Raw genomic sequence first — 17,745 nt, forward strand, 5'->3', positions numbered from 1 at the left:
GGCTTCACCCCTCGCCCGCCAGTGCCTGCGAGAAATGCCTGCGGCACATGGCGACGTAGCGGTCGTTGCCGCCGATTTCGGTCTGCGCGCCTTCGCTCACAGCCTTGCCGGTTGCATCGACGCGCAGGTTCATCGTCGCCTTGCGCCCGCAGTCGCACACCGCCTTCATCTCGACCAGCGCATCGGCAATACCGAGAAGCGCAGCGGAGCCGGGAAACAGCTCGCCCTGGAAATCGGTGCGCAGGCCATAGCAAAGCACCGGGATCCCGTGCTTGTCGGCAAGATTGGCCAGCTGCCACACCTGCTCCTTGGTCAGGAACTGCGCCTCGTCCACCAGCACGCAGGCGAGCGGCGTTTCGGCGTGCTGGGCCAGCACATGGCCCGCGATATCGGTGCCGCTCTCGTACCGGTTGGCATCGCTGGCCAGCCCGATACGGCTGGAGATCGCGCCGAAGCCCGGACGGTCATCGATGGCCGCGGTCCACAGCGAAACCTTCATCCCCCGCTCGCCATAGTTGAACGCGGTCTGGAGCAGCGTGGAGCTCTTCCCCGCGTTCATGCTGGCATAGTAGAAATAGAGCTTCGCCATCAGGCATCGCCATCTTCGTCGAGGTCGCGGGCCACGCGCGGGTCGTCGAGCAGGCGCTCGATCCGGTCGGCCTCGTCGAAGCTCTCGTCCGGCTGGAACGACAGCTTCGGCGCGAACTTGAGGCCGAGGCGCTTGGCGACTTCCTTCTGGAAGAAGGCGGTATTGGTGCGCAGCGCCTTCAGCACCTTGTCCTCGTCCTGCCCCAGCAGCGGCTTCACATAGGCCTTCGCATTGCGCAGGTCTGGCGTCATGCGCACTTCGGTCACGGCGATGTTGGACGCGGACAGCACCTCGTCATGCGCCTCGCCGCGGGCAAGCAGTTCGGACAGGATGTGCCGCACCCGCTCGCCCACCTTGAGCACGCGGACCGACTGCTGTTCGGGAGTGGACTGGTTGCGGGCCATCAGGCGGGTTCTTCCATCTTGGTCAGTATGCGTTTGAGCGAGGTCATGTTGCGCGCAGTGCCCTTGCACCCCAGCCGCCGCTCGAGGAATTTGTTCGACAGGCTCGATACACCCACGCCGTGCACATAGTCGAGGAAGAGCACGCGATTGCCCACGGCCAGCCGCTCGCTCCCCTTGGCGCTGTGTTCTTCGATCAGCGCCTCGACCGCGCCCCTGTCGGGCTGCTGGCTGAGGAAGATCGAATGGACCATCTTGTCCGAACCATGTTCGGGTCCGGTGCCATGGAACGGGTTGTCGTGGATAGCGGAACGGATTTCCGCGGCCGTGCGGACCATGGCGCAGGATTTGAAGCCGAACCGCTGCTCCACGACGCTTTCGAGCCGCATTTCCAGCATCGCAGGGTCGTGCTCGCCCGACAGGATCACGTTACCGCTGGCCGCCACGGTCGATACGCCTTCGTAACCGGCCCCGCCCAACGCCTCGACCAGGTCGACCATCCTGATCCGGTTACCGCCGACATTGATGCTGCCGAGGAAAGCGACGACGCGCCCCATCAGCGCTGTCCGGCGACCGGCCTTGGCGTGGGAATGGCGGTGCTGGTCGACCGGGCAAGCAGCGTGCCGGCCTCGTCGAACAATTCGCCTTCGAGGAAGATCACGCGGCGGCCGCGACGAACGACGCGCCCCTTGCCGATGAGCGGTCCAGCCTGGACCGGGCGCAGCAGGGTCATGCTGATTTCGAGGTTCAGCGGGGCTTCGGCATGGTCGGTCGCCCAGACGTGCGCCCAGCCCATCACCTCGTCGAGGAAGCCTGCCACGAGGCCGCCCTGCACGCTGCCGCGCGGGGTGATGAAACTGGCCGGGGCATTGAAGCGGAGCGTGATTTCCTCACGCTCCGCATCGAAGCTGTCGAAGGCCACGCCCATCAGGTCCGCATGTGCGGCGCCGAGGGCGTGCCGGGTCGGGTCTTCGCTCACAGCGTGCGTTCACGCTCCTCGACCTCGAACACCTCGAGCTGGTCGCCCGGCTTGATGTCGTTGGTGTCGGCAAGGACCACGCCGCATTCGAGACCGGCGCGAACTTCGTCCACGTCGTCCTTGAAGCGACGCAGCGAGGCGATGGTGGTGGCCGAAACGATGACGTCCTCGCGCGTGAGACGGGCATGGAGGCCCTTGCGGATGACGCCTTCCTCGACCAGCAGGCCGGCGGCCTTGTCGCGCTTGCCCGAACGGAAGACTTCCTTGACGGCGGCACGGCCGACGACGTTCTCGATCCGCTCCGGACCCAGTTCGCCTGCCATCTCCTTCGCGATTTCCTCGGTCAGGTGGTAGATGACGTCGTAATACTTCATTTCCACGCCGTCGCGCTTCACCAGTTCGCGCGCCTTGGCGTTCGGACGCACGTTGAAGCCGATGATCGGCGCGTTCGAGGCCGAGGCCAGCGTCACGTCGCTTTCGGTGATCGCACCCACGCCTGCATGCAGGACGCGGACCTTGATCTCGTCGTTCGAGAGGTTGTGCAGCGCGGTCACGATCGCTTCGACCGAACCCTGCACGTCCGCCTTCACGACGACCGGGAATTCGATCACGTTCGAGGCAAGGTTGTTGAACATGGTGTCGAAGCTGGTCGGGGCGAGCGCGGTGCGCTTTTCGGTTGCCTTTTCCTGGCGATAGGCCGCGACTTCGCGCGCACGCTGTTCGTTCTCGACCACGGTCAGGACATCGCCTGCACGCGGCACGCCGCCGAGGCCGAGGACCTCGACCGGCATGGAGGGGCCGGCTTCCTTGATCTGCTTGCCCTGGTCGTTGACGATCGCGCGGACACGGCCGCTCTCGGTACCCACGACGAAAGTGTCGCCGCGCTTCAGCGTACCGCGATTGACCAGCACGGTCGCCACCGGACCGCGGCCCTTGTCGAGCTGCGCTTCGATGACGGTCGCTTCCGCCATGCGGTCGGGGTTCGCCTTCAGTTCGAGCAGTTCGGCCTGCAGCGCGATCTTTTCGAGCAGATCGTCGAGACCGGTCTTGGCCTTGGCCGAAATTTCCACGTCCTGCACGTCGCCCGACATGGCTTCCACGATGACCTCGTGTTCGAGCAGGCGGCTGCGGATGTTGTTCGGATCGGCTTCCGGCTTGTCCATCTTGTTGATGGCCACGATCATCGGGACGCCTGCGGCCTTGGTGTGATTGATGGCTTCGATCGTCTGCGGCATGATGCCGTCGTCGGCCGCCACCACCAGCACCACGATGTCGGTCACGTTGGCGCCGCGCTGGCGCATTTCGGTGAACGCAGCGTGGCCCGGCGTGTCGAGGAAGGTAATCAGGTCGCCGCCCTTGGTCTTCACCTGGTAGCTGCCGATGTGCTGGGTGATGCCGCCGGCTTCGCCCTTCACGACATTGGCGCCGCGAAGCGCGTCGAGCAGGCTGGTCTTGCCGTGGTCGACGTGGCCCATGATTGTGACCACCGGGGGACGCGGCTTCAGCGTGTCTTCCGGATCGACGTCCTCTTCGTTCTGGATGTCGACGTCGGCCTCGGACACCTTCTGGATGTTGTGGCCGAACTGTTCGACGAGCAGTTCCGCCGTATCCTGGTCGATCGTCTGGTTGACGGTGACCATCATGTCGAGGTTGAAGAGCTCCTTCACCAGGTCGGCGCCCTTCTCGCCCATGCGCTTGGCCAGCTCACCTACGGTGATCGCTTCGGGCACGACCACGTCGCGGACCTGCTTTTCACGCGGCTTGTTCGAACCGCCACCCTGCAGGCGGCGCTCCTTCTCGCGGGCACGCTTCAGCGCGGCGAGGCTGCGTGCACGGCGGCCTTCGTCGTCGTTAAGGGCCTTGTTGACCGTCAGCTTGCCCGAACGGCGCTTGTCCGGACGTTCTTCGGCGCGAACCGGCTTGTCGTCCTTCTTCTTGCGCTCGGGCTTCTTGATTTCGGGGCGCTTGACCGGCGTAAACTTGCGCGGGGCAGGCGTCGGCGTGCCGTCGTCGGAGGTTTCTTCCACTTCGGCAGGCTGTTCGGCAGGAGCGGCCTTGGCAGCTTCCTTGGCCTGCTTCTCGGCGGCTTCTTCTGCCTTGCGGTTGTCCTCGGCGCGCTTCTTCTCGTCCTCGGCAGCCTTCTTGGCGGCTTCCTCGTCGCGCTTGCGCGCTTCTTCGGCGAGACGCAGGCGCTCTTCCTCGGCCTCGCGCTGGAGGCGGGCGACGCGTTCCTGCGGCGTTTCGGAAGGCGGCGCGGGCTTCTTGGGCGCAGCCTTCTTCGCGACCGGAGCCGGGGCCGGCGCAGGTGCCGGTTCGGGGGCCGCGGGCGGCGGAGGCGGCGGCGCTTCGCCCGGTTTCACGAGCTTGCGGCGGCGCTTCACCTCGACCGCGACCTTGTTGGTGCGGCCGTGGCTGAAGGTCTGCTTGACCTCGCCCGGCTGAGCGCCCTTCAGGGTCAGCGGCTTGCGGGCAGGTTTCTTGTCGTCGTCGCTCATTCTTGCTCGTTTCTCTTCGTCTTATCGTTCGTATCGTCAGCGGCGCGCGCAACCGCGCGCCCATTGTCGGCCGGGATGTCTTGCCCCAGGTAATGCATCAGGCGCTCCAGGGGCCTCAGCACCCTTGCGACCGCAGCATCGTCGGCCAGCGCCATGTGGACGACATTGTCGCGGCCCAATGCCACAGACAATGCGTCACGGTCCAGTGGGAGTTCCCACCCGCGCATGCCCGAACCTTCGGCTTCTTCGCCGACGCGCCAGGCCTGGTCGAGTTTCTTGCGCCCGTCCTCGCTCGCATCGCTGGCGTGCAGCAGCAGGGCCACACCCCCGCCGCGCGCCGTTTCGGCGATGCGCTGCGTGCCCAAGATAAGGGCTCCGACGCGCATTTCGAGCCCCAGCCGGTCGAGAAAGACGCGCCGCAGCGCATCCTCGATCTTGGCCGGCAGGTCTTCCGGGATTTCCAGCTCGCCCGTCTTGAAGGCACGCGACAGCGCGCCCTTGAGCTTGCCGTTGGCCAGCGCCTCCTCGACCATCGTGCGCGAGGCACAGACCCAAGCGCCCCGCCCCGGTGCCTTTTCATGGGCATCGGGCAGGACCAGGCCGGAAGGCGAGACGGCGAGGCGGACCAGCGACGCGCGCGGTCCGCTCTCCCCTGTCAGGATGCAGCGGCGTTCCGGACGAGACTTGGCGGGCTCCGGTTTACGGGGCCGCAAGTCTTCAGCGATGTCTGGGCTCAGGCGCTCATTGGGTGGAGTCCGCATCGGCGGCCTCCTGCGTGTCGGTTGCCTCGGCCGGAGCCGCAGCGTCCTCTTCGTCTTCGAACCAGTGGGCGCGGGCAGCCATGATGATCTCGTTGCCCTGCTCTTCGGTCAGACCGTATTCGCCCAGCACGCCGCCCTTGTCCTGCTCGCGCATCGGACGGTCGCGGCGCATCGGCGGGCCGTCCGCATTGTTGCGGCGGCGCGGCGCTTCGCGCTTCTTGGCGATGAGTTCGTCGGTGGCGAGGTCGGCCAGGTCGTCGAGCGTCTTGATGCCCGCCTTGCCCAGCGTCACCAGCATGGCTTCGCTGAGGTGCGGCAGTTCTGCCAGGTCGTCCTCGACGCCCAGCTCGCGGCGCGTTTCGCGGTGCGCGGCTTCCTGGCGATCGAGCGCTTCCTGCGCACGGCTCTGGAGTTCCTCTGCCAGTTCCTCGTCGAAGCCTTCGATGCCGGCGAGCTCTTCCAGCTCGACATAGGCGACTTCCTCGAGATCGGCGAAGCCTTCGGCGACGAGCAGCTGCGAGAGCGTTTCGTCGACGTCCAGTTCCTCTTCGAACATCTTCGAGCGCTCGGCGAATTCCTTCTGGCGCTTCTCCGAGGCTTCTTCCTCGGTCATGATGTCGATCTGGTTGCCGGTCAGCTGGCTGGCGAGGCGCACGTTCTGGCCGCGGCGGCCGATGGCCAGCGACAGCTGGTCGTCGGGCACGACGACTTCGATGCGGCCGTCTTCTTCATCGAGGACCACGCGGCTGACGGTGGCCGGCTGCAGCGCGTTCACGATGAAGGTCGCGCCGTCTTCCGACCAGGGGATGATGTCGATCTTTTCGCCCTGCAGTTCCTGCACGACGGCCTGGACGCGGCTACCCTTCATGCCGACGCAGGCGCCGACAGGGTCGATGCTGCTGTCGTGGCTGATCACGCCGATCTTGGCGCGGCTGCCCGGGTCGCGGGCGGCGGCCTTGATCTCGATGATGCCGTCGTAGATTTCGGGCACTTCCTGCGCGAACAGCTTCTTCATGAAGTCGGGGTGCGCGCGGGACAGGAAGATCTGCGGGCCGCGGTTGTTGCGTTCCACCTTGGTGATGAGCGCGCGGACACGCTCGCCGACACGGGCGGCTTCGCGCGGGATCTGCTGGTCGCGGCGGATGACGCCTTCGGCACGGCCGAGGTTGACGATCACGTGGCCGAATTCGACCGACTTGATCACGCCGGTGATGACTTCGCCGGCGCGGTCCTGGAATTCGTTGAACTGGCGCTCACGCTCGGCATCGCGGACCTTCTGGAAGATCACCTGCTTGGCCGACTGCGCGTCGATACGGCCGAGATCGACCGGGGGCAGCGGATCGACGATGAAGTCGCCGACCTTGGCATTGGCGTCGAGCTTGGCGGCCTGCTTGAGGTCCACCTGCTTGAAATAATCCTCGACCTCTTCGACGACCTCGACGACGCGCCACAGGCGCAGGTCACCGGTCTGCGGGTCGAGCTTTGCACGGATGTCGTTTTCCGCGCCGTAACGGTTGCGGGCCGACTTCTGGATCGCTTCTTCCATCGCCTCGATGACGATGGACTTGTCGATCATCTTTTCCGAAGCAACCGCGTTCGCGATCGCGAGGAGTTCTGCCTTGTTGGCGGAAATGGCACTGGCCATCAGTCGTCTGCCTTTTCTTCTTCGATGTCTTCGGCACCGCTCGTGTCGAGCGGCTGGGTGGCGGCGATGAGCGCGTCGGTCAGGACGAGCTTCGCTGAATGGATTTCTTCGAGCGGGAGCGAGACTTCACCCGCCTTGGTATCGACGATCGTCACGCGGCCGTCTTCGAGGCCCTTGAGGTCGCCCTTGTAGGTGCGCTGGCCGTCATAGCCCTTGACCATGGAGATCTTGGCCTCGTGCCCGGCCCAGTTGGCGTAATCCTTGGGTCGGGTGAGCGGCCGGTCGATCCCGGGCGAGCTGACTTCGAGATGGTAGGCGCCTTCGATCAGCACCTCGCCCTTTTCCTCCAACTCGTCGATCCGGTCGGACACGCGGCGCGAGAGCGCGGCGCACTGGTCGATCACCAGTTGGCCGGTCGCCGGGTCTTCCGCCATGATCTGCAGCGCCTGACCGCCGTCACCGGCTTCCGACGGCATCATCTTCACGCGCACGAGATCGAAACCCAGCGCCTTGGCTTCGGGTTCGATGACTTCGTTCAAGCGTGCAAGATCGGCCATTCGGTCTCCGGTTACGGTTTCATTGCGACACTGGCGTTGCGGCAAAGGGTTTTCGGCCGGCCCCTTTCGGCGCCAGCCCCACTCTGTCATCGACAATGTCGGGATGAGGGGCAGATAGGCGCAGGGACCGTGTAAATCAAGCGCAAAGAAAAAGGGCCCGGCGTGAACCGGGCCCTTCCCATTTTCCGATTGGCGGTCGACCTTACTGGACGACACCGATCACGTCGGGGTTGCCGTCCGGATCGCCGTTGACGCGGCCGCCGTTGCCGACAGCACCCTGCAGCAGGATGCCGGCGAGGTGCGGCGTAGCCATCGAGGTGCCGCTGATGGTGTTGTAGCCGCTGCCGGTCCAGGTCGATTTGATCGACGAACCCGGCTCCGCAAAGTCGACCGGCGGGTTGCCGTAGTTCGAGAAGCTCGACCAGTTGTCACCGATCGCGAAGGACGAAACGGTGTAGACGTTCGGGCCGTTGGCACGGGCCGGCGAGTGGTTGTTCGCATTGTCGCTTTCGTTGCCTGCTGCAAGGGCGAAACGGACACCGCCGGCTGCGGCTGCGATAACGGCATTGTCGAGCGTGGTGCTGACACCGCCGCCGAGGCTCATGTTGGCAACGTCGCCCGGACGGCCGAACTGCGCCACATAGTCGATGCCGGCGACAACGCCCGAGGTCGAGCCCGAGCCGCGGCGGTCGAGCACGCGGACCGAAACGACCGGCGCACCCGGTGCAACGCCGATGACGCCGATGCTGTTGTCGATGGCTGCGATCGTGCCGGCGACGTGCGTACCGTGGCCGTTCTCGTCATTGGCATCGCCGCGCGAGAGGAAGCTGGCCGAACGCGCAACGTCGACGTTGAGATCGGGGTGGTCGAGCTGGATGCCGCTGTCGATGACCCATGCGGTCGCGAAGCTGCCTGCGCCGCCGCCGTTCACGCGGGCGATGCCCCAGGGCGTTTCCTGCGCAGGCTGCGAACCGCCGCCGCCGCCGCCGGGCTTGCCGCGACCCTGGACGCCGATAGCCGTGACAACCTGGTCCTGCTCGCAATAGGCGATGTTGGCATTCTTGCGCTGCATGTTCTCGACAGCCTGCGGAGCCGCGTTCACGGCAAAGCCCTTCACCGCGACCGAATAGACGTGCTTGACCTGGGCGGCTTCGGCCTGGGCGGCACGCATGGCTTCGGCCTTCGCATTGCCGCGCGAGACGGTCTTGTCGAAGACGCAAATATAGCTGTTGGCGATCTTGTCGCCGGCCTGCTGGGCCTGAGCCGGGGCAGCGAGCGCCAGCATGGGAAGCGCCGCGAGAGCGGCCAGGGTCTTGGCTTTCATGTAGTCCCTCCGAAATTCAGCAGCGCGCGACCCGCACTGAACTGATTGGAAAGTTCTAACCGGCAATTTCGACCTGTCGAGTCAAGCGGCAGACGAAAACGAGACTAATTTCCAATTAAATATACGTCTGTTGTGAATTTATCACAATACGGGAGTTTTTTGTTCGCACAGAAAACAGGCCGAGAACTAATGCTCAAAGCCTTGCAAGTAAAAAGCAGCAATAATTGGTAACGGTCTTTTATTCGGGCTGCAATTCTCCGGACATTTCCGTTTCTTCTTCGTTCGGCGGCTGGTTTTCGAACCGGCGATGGCGAACGATGCGCGGAGTTATGACGATGTAGAGTTCGGTGGTCGTGCTGGTCGACCTTTCGGTGCGGAAGACATTGCCGATCAGCGGGATATCGCCGAGCAGCGGGATCTTCGACTTGGTGGTCAGCACGTTTTCCTGCGTCAGCCCGCCGATCACGAAGGTTTCCCCGTCACGCACCGAGGCGCTGGTTTCGGCCTCGCGCTGGCTGATCGTGGGATAGCCCTGGCTGAAACCCGTCACGCTGGAGACGACGCCGTAGATCTTCGAGGTGATGTAGCCATCCGTGCTGACCCGCGGGGCAATCTGCAGGGTCACGCCGACATTCACGTACTGGACCTGCTGCGACACGCCGTTGACGCCCGACAGCTGGATCGAGGTCAGGATCGGCAAGGCATCGCCGGTGATGATCTTCGCGGTCGACCCGCTCTGCGCTGCAATCCGCGGGCGCGAAACGATCCGCCCCTCCCCTTTCTGGATCTGGGCATAGATGGCGGCCTGGATCTGGCCCGACGGCAGGATGTCTTCCGGATCGACTCCGAAAGGCAGGAAGCCGCCGGTCGCGATATTGCCGACCGCGATCTGACCGTTCGAATTGGTGAAATCGATGCCGAGGTTGCGCGCACCGGTTTCGGTCAGTTCAACGAATTGTGTTTCGAGAATGACGCTGTCGACGGGCACGTCGATCAGCTCGATCTGGCGCTTGACGCGCTCGATCCGCTCGGGCGTGCCGGTGATCCAGATCGCGTTGAGACGGCGATCGACGGCCAGGCCGCTGCCGACGTTCTGACCGAGCGGCTTGGCCTCCTGTTCGACCGGGCGGCTCTGTCCGATATAGGAGTTGGCCTGCGTCGCACCCGGCGATCCGAAGCCGGGTTCGCGGCGGATGAACACGTCATTGGGGGCGATTTCCGCGCCTTCGGCCAGGAGCCCGACGATTTCCGACACGTCGGCGTATTTCAGGAACACCAGTTCGTAGGAATCGCCCGGCTGGTAACTGTCGACCGGCCCGCGCTGCAATTCCTGCTGGGGAACCACGTCCTCGCCTTCGGAGCCGATGGGGCGCGTGCCGATGGTTTCTTCATTGCTGACCTGCTCCACGCGAACCTGCACGGCAAAATTGCCCATCTGCTCCGCCCGGATACGCGCGGGACGCGCGGTGTCGAACCGCATCACGAGGCTGCTGCCCTCGGTCACGAACTGGATCGAGCGCACTAGGCCGCGGTAGCTCTGGCGATTGGGCACCCGTCCCACCTTGAGCGTGGTGGCCATGACGAGTTCGGGACGGGTGGGGTTTTCGTCGAGCGTGGCGATACGCGGCTCGGCAGGGGAAAAGCGCAGGAGGAAGTCCGAACCGCCCGCATCTTCGGACACGAGGCGAACCTCTTCCAGAACCGAAGGAACGACTTGCGCGTGCAGGGGTGCACCGACAAGCGCTGCAAATGCAGCGACTGCCATCAGGCAATAAACAAGTAGGGTATGGCGCCCTGCGACCCGGGCCCTCACCAGTGCCATCAATTACGTATTCCCAGTCCCAGACCCCTGCATACCGCACTCCTTACGCACGGCAACACTCTCGGGAAGAAATCCCCCGTGTCGTGGCAAGATTACGACAGTACGACAATCGGTTCGCGACGATTTCTTGCCCCTGCACCAAAAAGAGACTGCCCCGCCCCGGCATCGACCGGGACAGGGCAGGCACTTGGACCCGGCGCGACCTTCTCAATGGCCGTGGTCATGTTCGCCCTCGTCGGGCGCCCAGGTGACATGGGTGATGAATTTCATCCCGTTGCTTTCCTTCACGAACAGGTGCGGCTTGCCATTGGGAAGGTAGCCGACAGGGCGCCCCCAGCTGGTCGGCGTATTGCCGACATCGGGCAAGCTCATGCGGGTGTTCTTGCCCTTGCCACCGCCCTTTCCGCCGCCGCCCTTGCCGCCGCCCTTGCCTCCGCCGCCACCGCCGGTGTCACCCCCGCCGCCGGTCGAACCGGTGTAGATGGCCACCAGCTGCTCGTAGTCGTGGAAGTCGGGATGCTCGTTATCCTGCGGCCAGCTGGTGTATTCCATGCAGGACGTCGTCTCGTCGGTGCTGAAATTCTCGTTCTGGTGGCCAAGGCCGTAGTCGTGCCCGATTTCCTGGCAGGTGACGAGCTGGCGCCAGCTATAGGTATCGTACGCCTCGCGGTTGAAGTAATTGTCGTTCAGCTTGGTCGTCCCGGCAACGATCTTGCCGCCCGACAGCGCGATGCTCGCAAGGCCGAGCCAGCCGTTCGCCCCGTAATCGGCGTTGCAGACCTGGATGGTGTTGGTCGTCATCGCGCAGGACGAGTTGTTGCCGTATTCCAGCGGAGCCTCGATCACTTCCGAGGCATTCCAGTCCCCGACGGCCTCCTGCACGTAGGAGCGCCACTGGGCGCTGGTGTTGTCGACCACCGCGACGCTCACCGCCGTGCCGTCGAAATTCCACGCATAGGTGCTCCAGGCGTGATGCGCCGATGCGCCGGTTGCTGCGAGCGTGGCACAGCCGAGTGCGGTGATCGTGCCGAAGCGGCGCAGGCGAGTTGTGGTCATGGTGTCCCCCCAATGCATTTGCGTTCGAGCGGGGAGAATGCGCGCCAACGGCTAACCGCGGCATAAGGGGGATGGCTGAGAAAGAAGCCTAACGAAACGGGGCCCGTCGGTAACCCTGCCGGGGCGTTAGCCCTGCTCTTCCATCAGGGCGTGCTTCTTGATGGCATGGCGCAGCTGGTCGTAGCTGAGACCGAGGGCTTTCGCCGTCTGGCGCTGGTTCCAGCGGTGCTTGCCCAGCGCATGCTCGAGGATCAGGCGCTCATGCGCATCGACCGCGGAACGCAAATCGTCGACATTGTCGAGCTCCGCAGCAGGCTCTGCGACGGAAGCAGCGGGCGCGGCATCGGTGCGCGGCTTGGCCGGAGTGGGCGAGAGCGGTTTCCACGGGCTGTCGAACGGGTCGAACTGGACATGGCCGATCGGGTTGCCCCAGTCGTCCCAGCGATAGACTGCGCGTTCAACCACATTGCGCAATTCGCGCACATTGCCCGGCCACGGATAGTTTTCGAGCTGTTCGCGCACGTGCTCGCTGAAGCCCGGCCAGGCTTCCCAGCCGAGTTCGGCACCCATGCGGCGCCCGAAATAGTCGGCTAGCACGCCGATATCCCCTTCGCGTACGCGCAAGGGCGGAAGAGTAATGACCTCGAAACTGAGCCGGTCGAGCAGGTCGGCGCGAAACTCGCCGCGCTCGGCCTTGGCGGGCAGGTCTTCGTTGGTGGCGGCGACAATGCGCACGTCGACCCGGATCGGCCGCGAGGAACCGATGCGCGTGACCTCGCCATATTCCACGGCGCGCAACAGCCGTTCCTGTGCGCCCATCGACAGCGTGCCCAGTTCGTCGAGAAACAGCGTGCCTTTGTCGGCTTCCTCGAACCTGCCCGCGCGGGATCTGGTAGCGCCGGTGAACGCACCCGCCTCGTGACCGAACAGTTCGGATTCGATCAGGGTCTCGGGCAGCGCGGCGCAGTTCATGGTGACGAGCGGTTCGTCCCACCGTGTAGACAGGCGATGGAGGCGTTCGGCGATGAGTTCCTTGCCCGTACCGCGCTCGCCGATGACCAGGACGGGACGCCGCATGGGGGCCGCGCGGCTGGTCCGCTCGACCGCATCGAGGAAGGCGCCGGACTGGCCGATGAACTGGTTCTCCCGCTCCATGACCAATAGATAGTGAATTTCACCAAGGGTTGGCAACAGGCACCAATATGTCGTTCGTCGATTAGCTAGGGAAAGGACGGAAATCAGCGGAAAATCGAGTTTGGCACGCCCTTTGCTGAACACAGGACAACGAAGCAATCGATGTCCAGGGAGGACCACAATGTACAGCCGCCAATTCTTCCGCAGCCAGCTCGGACAGGCCGCACTCGCCAGCATCGCTGCGATGACCGCCTTCGTCGTGCTGAGTTCGCAGATCGCGGTGACTGCGCCCGTGGCGACCCTGGCGTCCTACGAACAGGTAGAAATCGCGTGACCGACAGTTCACCCCTAGGGCCGGAGCGCACAACTCCCGACAGTCCCCGCGCTCCGGCCCGCCCCCGCCAGTCCTCCGGCGTGCGTCTCGCACGGATCGACCGCGAGGCGCAGCGGGCACGCGAGTGGACCAATCCCGAAGCCGTGAATACGAAGATCAACGAGTTCTTTTCAACCGGAGCACCCTTGATGGGCATTTTCAGCCGAACCCGCGACATCATCGCCGCCAACTTCAACGACATGCTCGACAAGGCGGACGACCCCCAGAAGATGATCCGCATGATCATCCTCGAAATGGAGGAAACCCTGGTCGAAGTCCGCGCCAGTGCCGCGCGCACTATCGCCGACCAGAAGGAGATGCATCGCCATACGGTCAAGCTGGACAGGCTCCAGGCCGACTGGGCCGAAAAGGCTCAGCTGGCCCTGTCGAAGGACCGCGAAGACCTCGCCCGTGCGGCGCTGGTCGAAAAGAAGAAGGCGGCCGACATGTCCGACCAGCTCAAGCAGGAAATCGCTGTGCTCGACGATGCACTGCGCGCCTATGAGCAGGACATCCAGAAGCTGCAGAACCGCCTGCGCGAGGCACGCAGCCGCCAGACCGCCATCGCGGCGCGCCTCGAAAGCGCCGAGAACCGCGTCAAGCTGCGCAGCCTGATGACCGAAGAACGCGTGGACGATGCGCTCAGCCGCTTCGACCAGCTGGAACGCCGCGTCGACTATGCCGAAGGCCGCGCCGACGCACTCTCGATTGCAGACAACAGCGGAAAGCCCAGCCTCGCCGACGAAATCGCCGCGCTGGAAGGCGCCGATGCGATCGACGACGAACTTGCAGAAATGAAAAAGGCGCTCGGCAAGGGCAGCGCCGACGAACAGGGGAACTAAGACATGGACTTCGAAGACATCCTGGCAATCATGGCGATCTTCGTCTTCCTGCCGTGGATCATCCTCCACTACGTAACCAAGTGGAAGACCGCGGCAACGATCACGACTGACGACGAGGCCCTGCTCGAAGAGCTCTACAACCTCGCCAAGCGTCTCGATGATCGCATGGACACGGTCGAGCGCCTGGTCGCTTCCGACAACCCCGATTTCCGTCCCGCCCGCCTCGTCCACGACAGCGAAAAGGACAACCAGCAGCTGCGCGAACTCGAACAGCTGATCGCCGAAAAGAAAGGAGCATCGCAGTGAACTCGCCCCGCACCACTCTCTACAGGGACAAGCAGAATGCGAAGCTCATGGGCGTGTGCTCGGGCATCGCGGACTACACCGGCGTCAACGTCTTCTGGATCCGTCTCGGTTTCCTGGGCCTGACCTTCATGACCGGCGGTTCGACCATCCCGTTCTACTTCATTGCCGGCATCCTGCTGAACAAGAAGCCCCCGCACCTCTACTCCGAGCCTGCCGAGCAGCGCTACTGGCAGGGCGTGCGCCAGAACCCCAAGCGGACCGCTCGCGAAATCCGCGCCCGGATGAAGGACATCGACCGCCGCCTGGCCGACGTCGAAACCTTCTACGTCAGCAGCAACCCGCGCCTCAACGCGGAAATCGAACGCCTGCGCTGAGCCGCAGCCGAGGGGAGAGCTACCGTGGGTGAATTGATACCGATCATAGGCATCATCATGGGCTGCATGATCCCGATCACCGCCTTGTGGACCAAGCACAAGCAGAAGATTGCAGAGATGCAGGTCGATGCCACCGCCCAGAACACCGCCGAACGCGCTGCGCAATACGCCAGCCAGGTGCAGAAACTCGAAGACCGCGTGAAGGTGCTCGAGCGGATCGTGACCGACAAGGGCTACGACGTCGCCACCCAGATCGAAGCGCTGCGCGACCAGCGCCGCGTAGATGACACCGGCAGCGGCGTGCCGCTCGACATGACCAAGCGGGAGAACGTGTGATGGAATTCGGAGGACCTGCCTTCGTCGTCGCCCTTGTCGCGCTCAGCTACGGTGCCTGGGTCATCAACAACTGGGTCCGCGCCAAGCACGGCTACGCTCTCGAAGACGAATTCGGCGGCAAGACCGAACGGGCCGACAGCGCGGAAGCAAGCAAGCTGCGGGCCGAAAACGCGGAACTGCGTGCACTGCTGACCAAGGTCGACAAGCGGATGCAGGTGCTAGAGCGGATCGTGACCGACAAGGGCTATACCGTCGGCGCCGAAATCGAAGCCCTGCGCGACAGCCGCACTGCGGATGCCGCTACCCCGCTGAACATCACCGAAAGGGAGAAGGCATAATGGATTTCCCGATCACCGAAACCGCAGTGATCGTCGGCGTGGGCATGCTGACGCTGGGCTGGGTCGCAACGACCTGGATGCGGATCAAGAACGGCTATCCGCTGGAAAGCAGCTGGGGCAAGCCGATCTATCCCAAGAACGATCAGGCGGTCGAGCGCGTGAAGCTGCTGACGCAGGAAAACGCCGAACTGCGCGCCGAACTGGGCTCGCTCAAGGACCGCCTTGGCAATGTCGAGCGAATCGTGACCGACAGCGGCTATCACCTCACCAGCGAGATCGACCGCCTGCGCGACCGTAAGGAAACGAACTGATGGACGCGAACCTGCTCGTCATTTTCGGCTTCGTCCTCGTGATTTCGACCCTCGCATTCGCGACCGGGATCGTGATCCACCGCAGCCAGGTCAGGCACGAAGAGCGCAAGCTTGAGCTGGAAGCCCGCGCCGAAGAGGCGAAGGCGGAACAGGCCCGCTTCACCAAGGGCGACTACGGCACGCTCGAAGAGCGGGTCCGGGTCCTCGAACGCATCGCGACCGACAGCAATCACGCTCTCGCCTCGCAGATCGAGGAACTGCGCGACCTGCAGGCCATCGAGGACCGCACCGCACCACGCGAGGCAGCACGATGAATTTCTGGACTGCCATCTTCCTGATCGCCGTCGTCTGTGCGGTCGCCGAGGTCTTCAAGGCCCGGTACCGCTCGGAAAAAGGCATCACCCGCGACTTCATGGGCAACGAGACTTTCGGTAGCCCGCAGGTCGACGAAGCGGCCCAGCGCGAGCTGGAAGACCTGCGCGAACGCATCAAGGTGCTCGAACGGATCGCCACCGACGACAATTCGCTCGACACGACCGAAACAAAAAGGATCGCTGCCGAAATCGAGGCCCTGCGCGACAAGCAGGCTCCGACCGGCAGCAAGGAATAACACGGTCAAGGAGGACATGGGGAAATGTTCGAACCGACTATCGTCGTCGCGGCAGCTTCGCTGATCGGCCTGGTCATCGTGGCAGGAGCCCTGCTCCGCGCATGGCATGACTGGATGGAGTACAAGCGCCGCGAACTCGAACGCGAGGAAGGCCCGCGCGAAGACGAAGGCAGCGCAATGGGCGCCGCCCGGATCGAGCTCGCCGACCTGCGCGAACGCATCAAGAAGCTCGAGGCGATCGCCAGCGGGGTGGACCTGTGAGCGCGACCAACAACGCCGCGCAGGCGGGCATCGGCCTTGGCAGCGCCATCGCGGTCGCCATCTCGTGGAGCCAGCACCAGTCGATCCTCTGGGCCATCCTCCAGGGCTTCTTCGGATGGTTCTACGTCATCTATTATGCATTCACCCGTCCCGGCGGGCTGTCCGGCTGACGCCGATGGACGCAGCGTGTTTCGCTGGCTAGATGCCGCGCCCATGCGCACTCTTTCCGACATTGCCGAAGAATACGACTTTCTCGAAGGCGACGAACGCTATCGCCTGCTGATCGAGCTGGGCCGCGAGCTCGAGCCCATGCCCGACGCGCTCAAGACCGATGCGACACTGGTACGCGGATGTTCCGCCGCAGTCTGGGTCTATCCCACGGGCGATGCCGAGCGGCTGCATTTCCTTGCCGACAGCAATGCGGCCATCACCAAGGGCATCGTGTCGCTCGTCATCGCGGCCGTGCAGGACAAGCCGGCAGCGGAAGTGGCGCAAATGGACGTGACTGCCGCGCTCGAACCCTTCGACCTCAGGAACCAGCTGTCGAGCAACCGCACGCAGGGCGTGCCCAACATGATCGCGCTCGTCAAAGAGCATGCGGCGCGGATAGCTGCGGGGTAGGATGCGCCGGCATATCTACCGCGCATTCGGTTTCCTTGCCGTCGGCCTCGGCGCGATCGGCGCGTTCCTGCCGATCATGCCGACCGTGCCGTTCCTGCTGCTGGCGGTCTATTTCTTCGCTCGGTCCAGCCCGGAACTGGAAAAGAAGATCCTCGACCATCCGCACTGGGGCCCGCAGGTTCTCGACTGGCGCGAGCGCCGGGCCATCAGCCGCCGTGCGAAGACGATGGCGATCGGCGCCATGGCGACAGGCGCGGTCTTCACCTGGTTCACTCTGGGCGCGCCCTGGTACTACATCTCGCTCGCCATCCTGGTTGTTGCCGGAAGCTGGATCGCAACGCGCAACGAATAGGCAGGCGGGAACGCGCGCAGTTTCAGCCCGTTAGAGTGCCACAAGACGGGAGGGTCGACTGAAAGGAACACCCTCAATGGCAATTCTGATTCTCATCGCGACGATCCTGCTTCCCCCGCTCGGCGTGGCAGCCAAGCACGGCCTCGGCGGGACGACGCTGCTCAATCTGGTGCTGACGCTGCTGGGCTTCATTCCGGGCCTCATTCACGGTCTCTACGTGAACTACGCCCGCTGATAGCGATCAGGACTTAAGGGGAG

26 protein-coding genes are annotated in these 17,745 nt (G+C 64.2%); 14 read left to right on the top strand and 12 right to left on the bottom strand.

Going from position 1 to position 17,745, the window contains the following annotated elements; translation table 11 throughout:
* Positions 1 to 4 precede the first annotated feature (4 nt).
* The 12 genes from LCL94_RS03690 to pspF form a co-directional block, all read right to left on the bottom strand.
* The gene (locus tag LCL94_RS03690) at positions 5 to 589 is read right to left on the bottom strand and encodes a thymidine kinase (protein WP_224831039.1); all 585 of its coding nucleotides are present in this window, start codon (positions 587 to 589) and stop codon (positions 5 to 7) included.
* Positions 589 to 993, bottom strand: a complete 405-nt coding sequence (gene rbfA / locus LCL94_RS03695) for a 30S ribosome-binding factor RbfA (RefSeq protein WP_224831040.1) — start codon at positions 991 to 993, stop codon at positions 589 to 591. The genes LCL94_RS03690 and rbfA overlap by 1 nt, the downstream gene beginning before the upstream one ends.
* Positions 993 to 1,547 (bottom strand): DUF1697 domain-containing protein, encoded by a 555-nt coding sequence (locus tag LCL94_RS03700; RefSeq protein ID WP_224831041.1) that lies wholly within the window; start codon positions 1,545 to 1,547, stop codon positions 993 to 995. Before LCL94_RS03700 ends, rbfA begins: the two co-directional genes overlap by 1 nt.
* Complete coding sequence (locus LCL94_RS03705) at positions 1,547 to 1,969, bottom strand: PaaI family thioesterase (RefSeq protein ID WP_318245564.1); 423 nt, start codon at positions 1,967 to 1,969, stop codon at positions 1,547 to 1,549. The genes LCL94_RS03700 and LCL94_RS03705 overlap by 1 nt, the downstream gene beginning before the upstream one ends.
* On the bottom strand, positions 1,966 to 4,464 hold the full coding sequence (infB, locus tag LCL94_RS03710) for a translation initiation factor IF-2 (protein WP_224831042.1): 2,499 nt from the start codon (positions 4,462 to 4,464) through the stop codon (positions 1,966 to 1,968). The genes LCL94_RS03705 and infB overlap by 4 nt, the downstream gene beginning before the upstream one ends.
* The gene (locus LCL94_RS03715; RefSeq protein ID WP_224831043.1) at positions 4,461 to 5,225 is read right to left on the bottom strand and encodes a DUF448 domain-containing protein; all 765 of its coding nucleotides are present in this window, start codon (positions 5,223 to 5,225) and stop codon (positions 4,461 to 4,463) included. Before LCL94_RS03715 ends, infB begins: the two co-directional genes overlap by 4 nt.
* Positions 5,206 to 6,870 (bottom strand): transcription termination factor NusA, encoded by a 1,665-nt coding sequence (nusA, locus tag LCL94_RS03720; protein WP_160607972.1) that lies wholly within the window; start codon positions 6,868 to 6,870, stop codon positions 5,206 to 5,208. The genes LCL94_RS03715 and nusA overlap by 20 nt, the downstream gene beginning before the upstream one ends.
* Positions 6,870 to 7,427: a ribosome maturation protein RimP gene (gene rimP, locus LCL94_RS03725; RefSeq protein WP_224831044.1), complete on the bottom strand. Its 558-nt coding sequence runs from the start codon at positions 7,425 to 7,427 to the stop codon at positions 6,870 to 6,872. Before rimP ends, nusA begins: the two co-directional genes overlap by 1 nt.
* A 202-nt stretch (positions 7,428 to 7,629) precedes the next feature.
* Positions 7,630 to 8,751 (bottom strand): S8 family serine peptidase, encoded by a 1,122-nt coding sequence (locus tag LCL94_RS03730; protein WP_224831045.1) that lies wholly within the window; start codon positions 8,749 to 8,751, stop codon positions 7,630 to 7,632.
* Between the two features lie 238 nt (positions 8,752 to 8,989).
* The gene (locus tag LCL94_RS03735; protein WP_224831046.1) at positions 8,990 to 10,516 is read right to left on the bottom strand and encodes a type II secretion system protein GspD; all 1,527 of its coding nucleotides are present in this window, start codon (positions 10,514 to 10,516) and stop codon (positions 8,990 to 8,992) included.
* Between the two features lie 264 nt (positions 10,517 to 10,780).
* Positions 10,781 to 11,629, bottom strand: a complete 849-nt coding sequence (locus tag LCL94_RS03740; protein WP_224831047.1) for a hypothetical protein — start codon at positions 11,627 to 11,629, stop codon at positions 10,781 to 10,783.
* Positions 11,630 to 11,755: 126 nt separating this feature from the next.
* Positions 11,756 to 12,784, bottom strand: coding sequence for a phage shock protein operon transcriptional activator (gene pspF, locus LCL94_RS03745; protein WP_224831048.1), 1,029 nt, complete (start codon positions 12,782 to 12,784; stop codon positions 11,756 to 11,758).
* Positions 12,785 to 12,944: 160 nt separating this feature from the next.
* Here pspF and LCL94_RS03750 point away from each other — a divergent pair, with 160 nt between their 5' ends.
* The 14 genes from LCL94_RS03750 (at position 12,945) to LCL94_RS03815 (ending at position 17,722) form a co-directional block, all read left to right on the top strand.
* On the top strand, positions 12,945 to 13,097 hold the full coding sequence (locus tag LCL94_RS03750) for a hypothetical protein (RefSeq protein ID WP_170290009.1): 153 nt from the start codon (positions 12,945 to 12,947) through the stop codon (positions 13,095 to 13,097).
* Between the two features lie 95 nt (positions 13,098 to 13,192).
* Positions 13,193 to 13,978 carry a phage shock protein PspA gene (gene pspA, locus LCL94_RS03755; RefSeq protein ID WP_226700009.1) on the top strand — a complete coding sequence of 262 codons (786 nt, stop codon included), beginning with the start codon at positions 13,193 to 13,195 and terminating at the stop codon, positions 13,976 to 13,978.
* A gap of 3 nt (positions 13,979 to 13,981) precedes the next feature.
* Positions 13,982 to 14,284, top strand: coding sequence for an envelope stress response membrane protein PspB (gene pspB, locus LCL94_RS03760; RefSeq protein ID WP_160607982.1), 303 nt, complete (start codon positions 13,982 to 13,984; stop codon positions 14,282 to 14,284).
* On the top strand, positions 14,281 to 14,658 hold the full coding sequence (gene pspC, locus LCL94_RS03765) for an envelope stress response membrane protein PspC (RefSeq protein ID WP_160607984.1): 378 nt from the start codon (positions 14,281 to 14,283) through the stop codon (positions 14,656 to 14,658). The genes pspB and pspC overlap by 4 nt, the downstream gene beginning before the upstream one ends.
* 66 nt (positions 14,659 to 14,724) lie before the next feature.
* On the top strand, positions 14,725 to 14,994 hold the full coding sequence (locus tag LCL94_RS03770; RefSeq protein WP_412070788.1) for a hypothetical protein: 270 nt from the start codon (positions 14,725 to 14,727) through the stop codon (positions 14,992 to 14,994).
* Positions 14,994 to 15,332 carry a hypothetical protein gene (locus LCL94_RS03775; protein ID WP_224831049.1) on the top strand — a complete coding sequence of 113 codons (339 nt, stop codon included), beginning with the start codon at positions 14,994 to 14,996 and terminating at the stop codon, positions 15,330 to 15,332. Before LCL94_RS03770 ends, LCL94_RS03775 begins: the two co-directional genes overlap by 1 nt.
* Positions 15,332 to 15,643 carry a hypothetical protein gene (locus tag LCL94_RS03780; RefSeq protein ID WP_224831050.1) on the top strand — a complete coding sequence of 104 codons (312 nt, stop codon included), beginning with the start codon at positions 15,332 to 15,334 and terminating at the stop codon, positions 15,641 to 15,643. Before LCL94_RS03775 ends, LCL94_RS03780 begins: the two co-directional genes overlap by 1 nt.
* The gene (locus LCL94_RS03785; protein WP_224831051.1) at positions 15,643 to 15,957 is read left to right on the top strand and encodes a hypothetical protein; all 315 of its coding nucleotides are present in this window, start codon (positions 15,643 to 15,645) and stop codon (positions 15,955 to 15,957) included. Before LCL94_RS03780 ends, LCL94_RS03785 begins: the two co-directional genes overlap by 1 nt.
* A complete protein-coding gene (locus LCL94_RS03790; protein ID WP_224831052.1) occupies positions 15,954 to 16,253 on the top strand; it encodes a hypothetical protein in 300 nt (99 codons plus the stop codon). Before LCL94_RS03785 ends, LCL94_RS03790 begins: the two co-directional genes overlap by 4 nt.
* A 24-nt stretch (positions 16,254 to 16,277) precedes the next feature.
* On the top strand, positions 16,278 to 16,514 hold the full coding sequence (locus LCL94_RS03795) for a hypothetical protein (protein WP_222553852.1): 237 nt from the start codon (positions 16,278 to 16,280) through the stop codon (positions 16,512 to 16,514).
* Positions 16,511 to 16,684, top strand: a complete 174-nt coding sequence (locus LCL94_RS03800) for a hypothetical protein (RefSeq protein WP_170290010.1) — start codon at positions 16,511 to 16,513, stop codon at positions 16,682 to 16,684. Before LCL94_RS03795 ends, LCL94_RS03800 begins: the two co-directional genes overlap by 4 nt.
* 43 nt (positions 16,685 to 16,727) lie before the next feature.
* On the top strand, positions 16,728 to 17,135 hold the full coding sequence (locus LCL94_RS03805) for a SufE family protein (protein WP_222554193.1): 408 nt from the start codon (positions 16,728 to 16,730) through the stop codon (positions 17,133 to 17,135).
* A 1-nt stretch (position 17,136) separates the two neighbouring features.
* Entirely contained in the window at positions 17,137 to 17,487 is a 351-nt protein-coding gene (locus tag LCL94_RS03810; protein WP_224831053.1) for a YbaN family protein, read from the top strand.
* 76 nt (positions 17,488 to 17,563) lie between these two features.
* Positions 17,564 to 17,722, top strand: coding sequence for a YqaE/Pmp3 family membrane protein (locus tag LCL94_RS03815; RefSeq protein ID WP_160608000.1), 159 nt, complete (start codon positions 17,564 to 17,566; stop codon positions 17,720 to 17,722).
* Positions 17,723 to 17,745: the final 23 nt, after the last annotated feature.

The organism is Qipengyuania gaetbuli, from assembly GCF_020171365.1.
GTDB classification, from domain to species: Bacteria; Pseudomonadota; Alphaproteobacteria; order Sphingomonadales; family Sphingomonadaceae; genus Qipengyuania; species Qipengyuania gaetbuli_B.